Source organism: Brotomerdimonas butyrica (assembly GCF_025567305.1).
Taxonomy (GTDB): domain Bacteria; phylum Bacillota; class Clostridia; order Peptostreptococcales; family Anaerovoracaceae; genus Lentihominibacter; species Lentihominibacter butyricus.
In genome coordinates this window covers 43,154-56,622 of the sequence record NZ_JAOQJP010000004.1, presented here as the reverse complement: position 1 = coordinate 56,622, position 13,469 = coordinate 43,154, and the positions used below count along the sequence as shown (strand labels likewise).

Sequence of the window (13,469 nt, the reverse complement as noted above, 5' to 3'; positions counted from 1 at the left end):
AATATGGAAAAAAACCTTGATAAAACATATGATCCTAAAAAATTCGAAGACAGGATCTACGACATGTGGGAAAAGAACGGAGCGTTCAGAGCAGAATGCGATCCTGACAAGAAGCCGTTCACGATCGTGATGCCGCCGCCTAACATAACGGGGCAGCTGCACATGGGACATGCGCTGGACCAGACCCTGCAGGACGTGCTGACCAGATTCAAGAGACTTCAGGGCTACAGTGCACTGTGGCTTCCGGGAAGCGATCACGCCAGCATAGCTACAGAAGTAAAGGTAGTCAACAGGATCAGAGAGGAAGAAGGTCTGGAGAAGGAAGATCTGGGCAGAGAGGAATTCCTCAAGAGAGCATGGGCATGGAAAAAAGAATTCGGCGGCAAGATTACAAAGCAGTGCCGAAAGCTCGGAGACTCATGCGACTGGAGCAGAGAGCGCTTCACGATGGACGAGGGCTGCAACAAGGCGGTAAACCACTTCTTCGTGAGACTTTACGAAAAAGGTCTGATCTACAAGGGGAACAGACTGATAAACTGGTGTCCGGAGTGTGGCACATCGCTTTCGGATGCTGAAGTAGAGCATGAGGACAAAAACGGCATGTACTGGTACTTCAGATACCCTGCTGCAGATGGCGGAGAGGGAATCATCGTTGCGACGTCAAGACCTGAGACGATGTTCGGTGACGTTGCCATAGCAGTGCATCCGAGCGATGAAAGATACAAGGACATGGTCGGAAAGAATGTCATCCTTCCGCTCGTAGGCAAGGAGATCCCGATCATAGCCGACCCTTATCCGGATCCTGAAAAAGGAACGGGAGCTGTAAAGATCACGCCTGCACACGATCCTAACGACTTTGAGGTAGGACAGAGAAACGATCTGGAGAACATATCGTGCATCAATCCTGATGCTACGATGAACAGCCTTGCAGGCAAATACGAAGGCATGGACAGATACGAATGCCGTAAAGCGTGGGTAAAAGACCTTGAAGAGGCAGGATATCTCGTGAAGACCGAGGAAAAAGTCATCCCTGTAGGCGAATGCTACAGATGCAGGACTGTCGTTGAGCCGATGCTTTCGGATCAGTGGTTCGTAAAGATGGAAGAACTGGCAAAGCCTGCTATCGAAGCGGCAAAGAGCGGAGCTCTTCAGCATGTGCCTGAGAGATTCGAGAAGACATATCTCCACTGGCTCGAGGAGATCAGAGACTGGTGCATCTCGAGGCAGCTCTGGTGGGGACACAGGATCCCTGCATACTACTGTCAGGACTGCGGCGAGCTGATGGTTGCGGAAACTGCGCCTCATCAGTGCAGCAAGTGCGGCAGCACGAACATCAAACAGGATGAAGACGTACTCGATACATGGTTCTCATCGGCACTCTGGCCGTTCTCGACACTCGGCTGGCCGGAAGAGACGGAAGATCTCAAGTACTTCTATCCGACAGACGTGCTCGTGACAGGATATGATATCATCTTCTTCTGGGTAGTGAGAATGGTGTTCTCGGCACTGGAAACGACAGGAGAAGTGCCGTTCAAGTATGTTTACGTACACGGCCTCGTAAGAGACGCCCAGGGCAGGAAGATGAGCAAATCACTCGGCAACGGCATCGATCCGCTGGAGATAATCGACCAGTACGGAGCCGATGCACTGAGATTCATGCTCACGACGGGCATAACGCCGGGCAATGACATGAGATTCAAGACGGATAAGCTCGAATCAGCGAGAAACTTTGCGAACAAACTCTGGAACGCATCGAGATTCGTTATCATGAACCTGCAGGATGAAGACGGCAGCTTCAGAGAGATGGCAGAGCTGACAGATCTGAACAGTGCTGCGCTGCAGGACGAAGACAAGTGGATGATATCCAGAGTCAACGACGCAGTTAAATATATAACGGAAACGATGGAGAAATTCGACCTGGCACTTGCAGGACAGAGAGCATACGATCTCATCTGGAACGAGTTCTGCGACTGGTACATCGAGATCGTCAAGGGCAGACTGTACGGCGATGACGAGCAGGACAAGATGGTCGCAAGAGCAGTTCTCGTAAAAGTGCTCAAGGACATGCTCAGACTGCTCCATCCGTTCATGCCGTATATTACCGAGGAAATATGGGCATATTTGCCTAAGGAAGAAGCATCTGCAGACAATCCTGACAACTTCCTGATCAAGGAAAGCTGGCCGATTTACAGTGAAGAACTGGCTTTCCCTGAAGAGACAGAGAAGCTTGAAATGGCGATGGCCGTGATAAAGAGCATCAGAAACATCAGAGCAGAGGCCGATGCTGCACCGAGCAGAAAGCTGACAGCAGTCATCCTGTGCGCAGACGGCAAGGAGCCAGTAGTCAGGGCCGGCGAGAGATATATAACAAAGATCGCCAACATCACTGATATCACATTTGCGGCAAGCAAGGCGGACGTTCCTGAAGAAGTAATGTCAGCAGTAGTCGCAGGCGCAGAGATATTCATTCCGCTCGATGATATCATGGACTACGAGGCAGAGCTCGACAGACTCAGGAAGGAAAAGAAAAAGCTCGAGGGCGAAGTGAAGAGAGTAGTCGGCAAGCTTTCCAACGAAGGCTTCATAAAGAAGGCTCCTGAGAAAGTCATCAACGAAGAAAAGGCAAAGCAGGTCAAGTACGAGGAAATGCTCGCAAAGGTCTGCGACAGGCTTGCAGTGGTAGAGAAAAAGGTAAAATGATCGAAGCTATAAACAAGATACATGAATTCAGCAGATTCGGGAGCGTGCTCGGACTTGAAAGGATGAGCGTGCTGATGAAAAAGCTCGGGGATCCGCAGGACAGTCTCAGGGTGATACATGTCGCCGGGACGAACGGAAAAGGTTCGGTATGCAAATTCCTGGAGTGCGGGCTCGCAGAGTGCGGATACTGCGTCGGACTTTACACGTCGCCGTTCATCGAGAGCTTCAATGAACGGATAAGGCTCGACGGGGAGAATATCTCCGACGATGATCTGACGCTGTACTCTGACCGGGTGCTTGCCGCTGCGGCAGAGATGACAGCCGAAGGCATGGATTCACCGACAGAGTTCGAAGTGATAACGGCGATCGCATTTCTGTATTTTGCGAAAAAAAACGCAGATATAGTAGTGCTGGAGGTAGGACTGGGAGGCAGGGGCGACTCCACTAATGTCGTGAAGAAGCCGATGGCCTGCGCGATATGCTCTATATCGTACGATCACATGGACAGGCTCGGAAACACGCTTGAGGAGATCGCTGCGGACAAGGCCGGCATAATCAAGCCGGGCGTGCCAGTGATATCAAATGTGACGGATCACGGGGCTGCAGCAGTGATAGCCAGGACCGCATACGAGAAGTCCGGCAGGCTTTATGACGTTTCGAAGGTAAAGTTCATGATAAACGGCGAAACGCCGTTTTCGCAGACGGTCAGCATGGAACTTTGGGGTACGGATTACAGCGATGTGGAGCTTTCAATGGTAGGGAAGCATCAGGGAGAAAACCTGAAGACAGCGCTTGCGGTGATAGAAGTGCTGAGAAAGTCAGGAGACATAAAGGTCGAACGCGGAAAACTTTACAGAGGTCTTAAAAATGCTGTACAGCCGGGGCGTTTTGAGATACTGCGTGAAGGCTGTTCACAGGAACACGAACCTGTGATCATAGCTGACGGAGCGCACAATGAAGCAGGAGCAGCTGCTCTACGCGATACGATGAAAAAGTACTTCGAAGGAAAGAAGATCCTTCTCGTGACCGGGATGCTGGCTGACAAACAGACGGACAGGATACTGGACGCTTTCATGGATATAACGACGGATATCATAGCTACTGAGCCGGACAATCCGAGAAAATTCAAAGCAGAGGAGCTCGCCGGATACCTTGCGGATGCGGGTGTGGAGGTGATCGCATCGGGGGATGCCGCAGCGAGCATCGCTGAAGCCGAAAAGATATGGAAAGATTATGACGCAGTATTGTTTGCGGGGTCGCTGTACCTCATAAGTGAGATCAGGAGGATGCTTAAAAATGACAGATACAGGTAAAGCTAACAAAATCCTGCTTTATTACAATCCGCATGCAGGAAACGGTATATTCAAGAGTAATCTCGATCATATAGTTGACAGATGCCAGCAGGAGGGATACCAGCTCATTCCGGTGAGAGCCGCGAAGGGTATAATGATAGACAGGGTACTGTCGGAGATAGATCAGGAGCAGTACAGCAGGATCATTGTGGCCGGAGGCGACGGGACCATCAACCTGTGTGTGAATGCCATGGTGAAATATGACATACATCTGCCGCTGGCGATACTTCCTGCGGGAACGGCGAATGACTTCGCATACTATTTCGAACTGCCGTCTGATATAGATTATCAGCTCGACATAGCGCTCGGAAAAAAGACGACACAGGTGGACGTGGGCGTAGTGAACAACAAGTGCTTCATAAACGTCGCGGCGATGGGCGCGCTGATAGACGTCAGCCAGAAGACTGATCCTAATCTCAAGAATGCGATAGGAACTCTGGCTTATTATCTCAAGGCTGTCACAGAGATACCGCAGATACGTGCGCTTCCTGTAAAGCTGACTACACCGGATACTGTTTACGAGGAAAACATCTACTTCATGGTAGTGATGAACGGCGAATCGGCAGGCGGGTTCAGGAAGCTTTCACCGGATTCCTACATGAATGACGGCAAGCTCGACGTGATAGCTTTCAAGAAAATGCCGATCGTGGAATTCGGACCGCTGCTTTTTGAAGTAGTGCACGGAAGACACCCTAACAACAAGCACGTGCTCTGTTTCCAGACCGAAAAGCTCACGATAGAGTCGGACGTTGATATAAGCACGGACATAGACGGAGAACACGGTGAAAAGCTGCCGCTGGAGTTCAGCGTACTCAAGAGGAGGCTCAAAGTGTTTGTTTCCGAAGCTACATGGAAATACGACTAGAATGTATGTATAAAATCCCCTTGCAGATGCATATGATTTAACAGAATATGCCTGGAGGGGGATTTTTTAATGGGATATCTAAATGAAGAGAATATGGTGCATCTGGCAGGAAAGGTGCTTTCTGAGCCGGTGTTCAGTCATAAAACATGTGGAGAAGCTTTTTATCTGACGGTGATGGGCATACTGCGGCGGAGCGGATATGAGGACAGGATAAGGGTGATAATACCGGAAAAGCTTATGGAAGACCGCATACCGCAGCCGGATGAGTTCATGGAATTATGCGGGCAGGTGAGGACATACAACCGTGAATCAGAGGGGCATAACAGACTGGAGGTCACGGTATTTGCAAGGCATGTGATGTATGGGGAAGAAAGCAGCAGCGAGTATGAGAACCGCGTCATGCTCGAAGGATACATATGCAAGCCGCCTGTGAGACGTACATCACCGCTGGGACGAGAGATCTGTGACCTGATGATAGCAGTGAACAGGATGTACAACAAGTCCGATTATATCCCGACGATATCATGGGGAAGGAACGCAGTCTACGGCGGCAGCCTGGAGGTGGGAGACAAAGTCGGACTCGAAGGCCGCATACAGAGCCGTGAATACAGGAAATTCACAGATGAAGGCGAGGCTGTGACAAAAATCGCATATGAAGTGTCTGCATCAAGGCTGGAGCTGATGGAAGAATGAGCGCGGCAGAACGATGCGTGCCGTTCCGCCTGATCGTGCAAAAGGGCAGCTGCGGGAATGCAGGCTGCAGCGCGAGCATCAATGTGTGCAATGTGTGTAAAAAAGCGCAAAACCTTGATTCTGTGCTGTTATGGGGATATAATAAAGAGTATTTATATTAACATGGAAGGAGTATCTTCACTGATGGTCTGAAGACTGACGGCAGCATGCCTGCCGCTTTCAGATAAATATATTATGAGAAGCAGAAAAGCATTAAAAAACATACTTGCAAACTTAATACTGCAGATCACCGTCGCTTTGTCGGGGCTTATTCTACCCCGCTTTTTTATCATAGCCTACGGATCGGCGATGAACGGGATGATCGTATCCGTGACACAGTTCATCTCATATCTGGCACTGGTGGAAGCCGGAGTCAGCGCCGCGTCGATAGTCGGGCTTTACAAACCGCTGGCTGACAACGATGTTGACGAGATAAACCGGATACTGTCGGCGACGAAGCGGTTCTACTACAGGTCAGGGATAGCATACGTGCTGCTGCTGGTGTTTCTTGTCGTGCTGTATCCTATGCTGGTGCAGAACCAGATACAGCCGGGAATAACGCGCTTCATGATAATCATACTGGCAACGAGCAATCTCGTGGATTACCTGTTCCTTGGCAAATACAAAGTGCTGCTGATGGCAAACCAGAAGGGCTACGTTATGATGCTGGTACAGACGCTGGGTACAGTACTGAATACTGTTATCACAGTATGGCTAATCATGGAAGGCTGCAATGTGCTGCTGGTAAAATTCGTTGCCACAGTGATATATATACTTAGATTCATCCTTATCTGGATATATGTGAGAAAGCACTACAAATTCCTTGATTTCAACGCGGAGCCGAACTACGATGCTATCAACCAGAGATGGGCGGCGCTGCTGCATCAGATAACCGGAGTCATCGTAAACAACACTTCAGTCGTCGTGATGACAGTTTTCATGGGAACGAAAGCGCTGATCGAAGTCAGCGTGTACGGCGTGTACAACATGATCGCGAATGCCATATCGCTGCTGGTAGGGTCGTTCAACAGCGGACTGCAGTCCGGATTCGGAGAGCTGCTGTCCAAGGGCGACAGGAAAGCGCTCGATAACGCATATTCGAACTACGAATATCTGACATACATGGTCGTTTTCTGGGCATATACGTGTATGGCGGTGCTGATAATGCCGTTCATACAGCTTTACACTAAATCGTTCACCGATGCTGTCTATGTGAGAGACGAGATCGCATTCATGTTCGTGCTCGTCGGCATAGCTCAGAATATCAGGATACCGTCGATAACGCTTATATGTGCTGCGGGCCACTACAAACAGACGAGATGGCGCGCGGTCCTTGAAGTGATCATAATAATATCGGTTTCACTTTTACTGGTGAAGCCTTACGGGATGCTGGGCGTTCTTATAGGAAGCTTCTGTTCGTTTCTTTACAGAGGCATAGACATAGTGTACTACAACACGACCAGGATCGTCCTGGGGTCATGGAAACGCACGCTCAGGCGTATAATAAGAAATCTCGCGGTCCTTATACTGCTTTCACTTGCAGGCAGGCCCGTGATGGGACTTGCTGTCGAGGGCTACGTGCACTGGTTCATTTGTGCAGTCATAGTAGCGCTGGCTGCCATGATCATGTTCCTGGCAGTGAACGCGGTGCTGGAACGTGAAGAATTCAGGACCCTCATAAACAGGATAAAAAAATCGGTAGGCAGACAGTAGGGGCTGCTGAAACAGAGGAGAAATGATGAAAAAACTGATAACGAATCTCGGCAAGTTTATCATACTCAGACTCATATATCCGCGTCAGTACAGGAAATACTGCGGGCTCCCTCTGCAGCGCAGGAAAGTCATCTTCCTTGAAGTCAGGGGGAAGACTCTGGGAAACAGCATGAGAGAAGTTTACCGGAGGATATCTGAAGATCCTTCATATGACGTGAGATGCCACTTCCTGATGGAAGGCACAGGGCCGAGAAGTGAAAACGTTAAAAATACCAAAGCATTTTTAAAAGACATGGCGACTGCGGAGTATGTCTTCCTGAGCGAGGCGAACAATGCTTTCGCGTGCTTTGAAAAACGCCCGGAGACGACGGTCATACAGCTGTGGCACGGCTGCGGCGCATTCAAGAGATTCGGTCTGAGTACGGCTGACCTGAAATTTGGAAGCAGCAGAGCACAGCAGCAGAAATATCCGCTCTACAGGAATCTGGACCTGGTGTCTGTCAGCAGTCCTGAGGTGATATGGGCATATAAGGAAGCTATGGGTGTTGATGACGGCATAATAAAAGCTACAGGCATAAGCCGGACGGATGTCTTCTTTGACAGTGGATTTGTCACAGCGGCGGTGAGAAAAGTCCATAAAGCGGTGCCGGCAGCATACGGCAGGAAGGTGATATTGTATGCTCCGACTTTTCGTGGGGATGTGACACATGCAAAGGCTCCGGACAGACTGGATATAAGGTATATGATGGACAGGCTCGGCGACCGGTATGTGCTGCTGATAAAGCATCATCCTTTCATCAAGGAAAGACCCGGGATACCGGCGGAGTGCAGCAGCTTTGCATATGATATAACGGAAAAACTGGAGATAGACGATCTTCTGTGTGCGGCTGACGTATGCATATCCGACTACTCGTCGCTTGTATTCGAGTATGCGCTGTTCAGAAGACCGATGATATTCTTTGCATACGACCTGGAGCTTTACAATGACTGGAGAGGATTTTACTACGACTATGAAGAACTTACTCCCGGCCCTGTAGTGGATACCACCGGGCGGGTAGCGGAATGCATAGAAAAGTGCGAAGAAGGGTTTGACAGTGCAGCGGTAGAGCAGTTTGCAGATAAATTCATGTCTTCATGCGACGGACATGCGACGGACAGGATACTGGCGTATGCGGGAATAGAGACAGATGGATAAGACGATATACGGACAGGCCTTCAGGTTTGCCTGTACAGGAGTCGTGAACACTCTGGCCGGAATGGCGGTGATGTTCGGACTCTACAATATATTCGGGTGCTCGTACTGGGTATCGTCGGCGGTGAATTATACGGCGGTCAGCGTCCTGAGCTATTTCCTGAACAGGAAGATAACGTTCGGGTACAGCGGAAAGGTGCTGAAAAGCGGTATCAGATTCGCAGTGAACATAGCGGTCTGCTATCTGGCGGCTTACGGGGCTGCAAAGCCTCTGGTCATGGCAGTCATGGCGGACAGTCCTGTGAGGCTGCGTGAAAACGCGGCGATGCTGGCAGGCATGTGCATCTTTACAGGCCTGAATTTTCTTGGTCAGCGATTTTTTGTATTTGGGGAGAAGAAAAATATGGATTACAGGAAAATATATGAAAAATGGGCAGAAAGCCCTCATCTTGAAGAAAGTGAAAAAAATGTGCTCGCAGAAATGAGCGAGGAAGAGATATCGGATGCATTTTACAGGAAGCTCAGCTTCGGGACTGCGGGAATGCGCGGCGTGATGGGCCTCGGCATGAACAGGATGAACAGATACACTATACGCATGGCTGCAAAGGGTTTTGCAGGTATCCTCGGAGAGGGCGCAAAGGTGGCGATCGCGTATGATACGCGAAATCATTCGGATGAGTTTGCAAAGGAAGCGGCGCGAGTGCTGGCTGCTTCGGGCATAAAGGCGCTGCTGTTCGACAGGTATTCGCCTGTGCCGTTGCTTTCATTCACCGTGAGAGATCTGAAATGCGACGGCGGCATCGTGATAACGGCGAGTCACAATCTTCCTGCGTACAATGGCTTCAAGGTGTATGACAACACCGGATGTCAGCTCGGCAGGGAATCTGCGGCGAAGATATCGGAGAATATCGAGAATCTCGATGACGAACTGGGGATCCCGGTTTCGGATGAGGACGATCCTAATATAGAATATATCGGTCAGGATGTCATAGACAGATTCATGGATGCCGTACAGAAGTGTGGTGTGGATACTGCGCCTGAAGCGGCGTCTGACCTCAGTGTCGTATACACGCCGCTTCACGGATCGGGCCGCGAATACGTGCTGGAAACGTTGAGGCGCGCAGGCTTCAGCAATGTCACGCTCGTAAAGGAGCAGGCTGACTACAACGGTGATTTTCCTACCGTGAGAAAGCCGAATCCCGAAGAGACAGCAGTGTTTTATATAGCTGAAGAAAAGGCAAAGGAGATCAGCGCGGACATCATAATAGGCACAGACCCTGACAGCGACAGGATCGGCGCCGGTGTGATGCATGACGGAAAGATCGTGTATCTGTCGGGAAATCAGACGGGTGCACTGTTCGTGGATTTCCTGGCGAGGATGAGACAGTCTGCGGGAAAGAAGCTGATAACCTCGATAGTCACAGGTGATATGGGGCAGGATATCGCAGCTTCATACGGCGTGGAGACTATAAGGACCTTCACAGGCTTCAAGGATCTCGCGGCCGAGATGAACAGGCACCGTGAAGATGAGATACTGATGGCGTATGAGGAAAGCTACGGATATCTTACCGGGACTCATATCAGAGACAAGGACGGTATATCATCGTCGCTCGTGATGTGTCAGATGGCGGCATACTGGAAACAGCAGGGCAAGACTCTTATCGATGTGCTCGAAGATCTGTTTGCAGAGCACGGATATTATATAGACGATCAGCTGTCGTTCGTATTCGAAGGCGCGGCAGGTGCGGACAGGATAGCCTCGATCATGAAGAGATTCAGAAGCGAGGGCGAGAGCGTATTTGCGGATATATGTGAGCTGGCCGAGCTAAGAGACTACAGCAGAGGAGCAGAAGGCGTCGCAGAAGCTAATGTGCTCAAGTTCATGTTCAGCAACGGATCGTGGGCGGCAGCCAGACCGTCGGGGACAGAACCGAAGGTCAAGTTCTACTGCTGCATAAAAGACAGGGACAGAGAGCAGGCTGAAAAGCTCCACAGTCTCCTGAAAAACAGGATAGAAAAAGAAGTGGAACAGGCATGATGAAAGACGTTATATTTCACACAACTTTCATCGGCAAAAGCATTGCGATTATTGATTTAAACAGCCTCTGTTGGTATAATGGTCTGTGATGTGAAAGGAGTAAATGAATGAACGATGACAGATGGAACAGTTACGGAAACACATCGGGAAACGGACAATACAGGGACGATAATACAAGCTCAAAAGATCAGGCATATCAGGAGTACCTGCGTCTCAGAGAGAACCGCAGCAGCAGAAGCAGTGATCGGAGCAGACATATAAAAGACGACAGCCTTTACGGTGAATATTATGCGGGCAACAGCAGGAAAAAGCGAAGTTCCGGCGGGCAATACGTCGACGGGACTTATTACTATGAGCGCAGCGGCAGGCACAGGCAGGCGGATACCGGACAGTCGGAGATGGACCAGCGCAGACAGTACGAGGCGATCAGGCGCCAGGCTAAGCACGAGTATATGAATGAACAGCCTTACAGGAGCGGGAGCTCTATAGATGATACACCGTATGGAAGCTCCGAGATGAGGAAGAGAAGCAGAACCGAGTCGGAAAGGGGCAGAAAGGAACTGCAGGAGCGGTATCTTTCAGAACGCGAACGTGTAAACAGCGGCGGGACGATAGCAAGACCGGGCAGAACGAACAGGGATGACAGAGACAGGCCCGGAGAAGAAAATGATGCTGCGAATGCGCCGAACGGCAGAAAAGGCGGAAAAAACGGCGGAGGCGGCAAAAAGAAAAGGCGCGGGCTCAAGATCGCACTGATAGTCGTGCTTATCCTCGTTCTCGGCATAGGCGGCGTCATCGCTGCCGGTCTTACGGCGGTAAAAAGCACTCTCGACAATGTGGGCAGAGTGGAACTGGATCCGGATGCTATAGGCATCGATCCGCAGGTTGATGCAGAGCTCAGTAATTACAGGAATATAGCGATACTCGGCGTTGATGCCAGAGATATGTCAAGCGATGAGGATGTCAGGAGCGATGCTATCGTGATAGCCAGCATCAACAAGGAGACAAATGAGATCAAACTGTTCTCGGTCTACAGAGACACGATGCTCGACATGGGTGACGACATCGGACTGGACAAGATCACGCATGCATATGCTTACGGCGGTCCGAGCCAGGTGCTGTACGTGCTTAATAAAAATCTCGATCTCAATATCAAGGAAGTGGTCGTAGTTAACTGGAAGTCAGTTGCTGACACGGTAGACGCGCTCGGCGGACTGGATATCGAGATACAGGAATCAGAAATAGACGAAATGAATAAGTATATAGAGGATACTTATAATACGATAGGCGGCTCTAATGAAAAGATATCATCGCCGGGAATGCAGACTCTCAACGGAAACCAGGCGGTGACATATGCCAGAATAAGAAAAGATGCCGCTACAGGAGATTTCAGGAGAAACGAGAGAATGAAGATCGTCGTCAAGGCTACTTTCGAGAAGGCGAAGACGATGAAGATAAGCTCTCTCAAAAAGATCTCAAAAGAGATACTCCCTGAGATAAAGACGAATATGTCATCTGCGGACATGATGGGAATGGTGCTCAAGCTGACGTCATACGAAATGACGGACAGTGTGGGCTGGCCGTATGATCACGATGACTGGGATTCAGATGTGTACTATAACATACCGGTCACACTGGACAGCAATGTGACGCAGCTTCATGAGGACTTCTTCGCGCAGGATGGATACGAGCCTACGCAGGACGTGCTGGATATAAGCGAGTGGATATCGGCAGTGACAGGTTATTATGGTTATTATTACTACTAGAGAGCAGAAAGGCAGTTTTATGGAAACTATAAAATCTATAGTGATACTGTTCGGCGGGATATCGTCTGAGCATGAGGTTTCATGTGTATCGGCAGCTTCCGTGCTCGAACATATAGACAGAGAGAAATATGACATCAGGACCATAGGCATCACGAAGGAGGGGAACTGGTTTCTGACAGATTCACCTGCTTCTGATATCAGCGATGGTTCATGGGAACAGGATGAGAACAACAGGAGAGCATTCATCGTGCCGGACCGCGGCACAGGCGGGATCATGGCGGAGAATGCAGACGGCACGTTTGAAGTCATCAGAACAGATGTGGTGTTCCCGGTGCTTCACGGCAAGAACGGTGAGGACGGTACGATGCAGGGACTGCTCCAGCTGGCCGGTATACCTTTCATAGGCTCTGATACAGCAGCGTCATCTGCGTCGATGGACAAAGCGATAACGAAAGCGATGATAGAGCATCGCGGATACGTGGATCAGGCGAGATGCTATGTAGTGCATCAGACAGCGTACGACAGAGACAGAAATGCTCAGCTTGAAGCGGTGAACAGTTTCTTTGCAGATACATATCCGCTTTTCGTAAAGCCTGCAAATGCGGGATCGTCGGTAGGCATAAGCAAGGTGAAGCGTGCGGAGGATCTCGAAAAGGCTCTTGATCTGGCATTCGCAGAGGACTGCAAGGTGCTCGTGGAAGAAGCGATAACAGGCAGAGAAATCGAAGTGGCAGTGCTCGGAAACGAAGAGCCGCAGGCATCGTGCATAGGTGAGATCTTTGCTGCAAATGAGTTTTACGATTACAATGCGAAATATGAAAACAGCAAGTCGCAGACGGCGATCGTAAGGGATCTTGAGCCCGAAAAAGAACAGGAGATAAAGGACAAGGCGATAAGCGTCTACGAGACGATGGGCTGCTCGGGGATGTCGAGAGTGGACTTTTTCCTCGAGGACGGCGGCAGAGTCGTTTTCAATGAGATAAACACGCTCCCGGGATTCACGAGCATAAGCATGTACCCGAAGCTCTGGGAGGCGTCAGGCATACCGTACGATGAACTTATTGACAGGCTGATAAAGCTTGCACTTGATAAATACGAGAGATAAAGAGGA

General features: G+C 50.0%; 9 protein-coding genes. All 9 read left to right on the top strand.

Annotation, left to right across the window (positions count from 1 at the left end; genetic code table 11):
- Positions 1-3: 3 nt before the first annotated feature.
- The 9 genes from OCV59_RS03960 to OCV59_RS03920 all read left to right on the top strand — a co-directional run bounded on the left by OCV59_RS03960 (position 4) and on the right by OCV59_RS03920 (position 13,463).
- A complete protein-coding gene (locus tag OCV59_RS03960) occupies positions 4-2,700 on the top strand; it encodes a valine--tRNA ligase (RefSeq protein WP_147593215.1) in 2,697 nt (898 codons plus the stop codon).
- The gene (locus OCV59_RS03955) at positions 2,697-4,013 is read left to right on the top strand and encodes a bifunctional folylpolyglutamate synthase/dihydrofolate synthase (RefSeq protein ID WP_147593214.1); all 1,317 of its coding nucleotides are present in this window, start codon (positions 2,697-2,699) and stop codon (positions 4,011-4,013) included. Before OCV59_RS03960 ends, OCV59_RS03955 begins: the two co-directional genes overlap by 4 nt.
- On the top strand, positions 3,997-4,917 hold the full coding sequence (locus OCV59_RS03950) for a YegS/Rv2252/BmrU family lipid kinase (protein ID WP_147593213.1): 921 nt from the start codon (positions 3,997-3,999) through the stop codon (positions 4,915-4,917). Before OCV59_RS03955 ends, OCV59_RS03950 begins: the two co-directional genes overlap by 17 nt.
- A 69-nt stretch (positions 4,918-4,986) precedes the next feature.
- Complete coding sequence (locus tag OCV59_RS03945; protein ID WP_147593212.1) at positions 4,987-5,610, top strand: single-stranded DNA-binding protein; 624 nt, start codon at positions 4,987-4,989, stop codon at positions 5,608-5,610.
- Positions 5,611-5,844: 234 nt separating this feature from the next.
- Positions 5,845-7,362, top strand: a complete 1,518-nt coding sequence (locus tag OCV59_RS03940; protein ID WP_147593211.1) for a lipopolysaccharide biosynthesis protein — start codon at positions 5,845-5,847, stop codon at positions 7,360-7,362.
- A gap of 25 nt (positions 7,363-7,387) precedes the next feature.
- A complete protein-coding gene (locus tag OCV59_RS03935) occupies positions 7,388-8,557 on the top strand; it encodes a CDP-glycerol glycerophosphotransferase family protein (RefSeq protein ID WP_262584100.1) in 1,170 nt (389 codons plus the stop codon).
- On the top strand, positions 8,550-10,592 hold the full coding sequence (locus OCV59_RS03930) for a GtrA family protein (RefSeq protein WP_147593209.1): 2,043 nt from the start codon (positions 8,550-8,552) through the stop codon (positions 10,590-10,592). The genes OCV59_RS03935 and OCV59_RS03930 overlap by 8 nt, the downstream gene beginning before the upstream one ends.
- Positions 10,593-10,699: 107 nt before the next feature.
- Complete coding sequence (locus OCV59_RS03925; protein WP_147593208.1) at positions 10,700-12,358, top strand: LCP family protein; 1,659 nt, start codon at positions 10,700-10,702, stop codon at positions 12,356-12,358.
- 19 nt (positions 12,359-12,377) lie between these two features.
- Entirely contained in the window at positions 12,378-13,463 is a 1,086-nt protein-coding gene (locus tag OCV59_RS03920) for a D-alanine--D-alanine ligase family protein (protein WP_147593207.1), read from the top strand.
- Positions 13,464-13,469 lie beyond the last annotated feature (6 nt).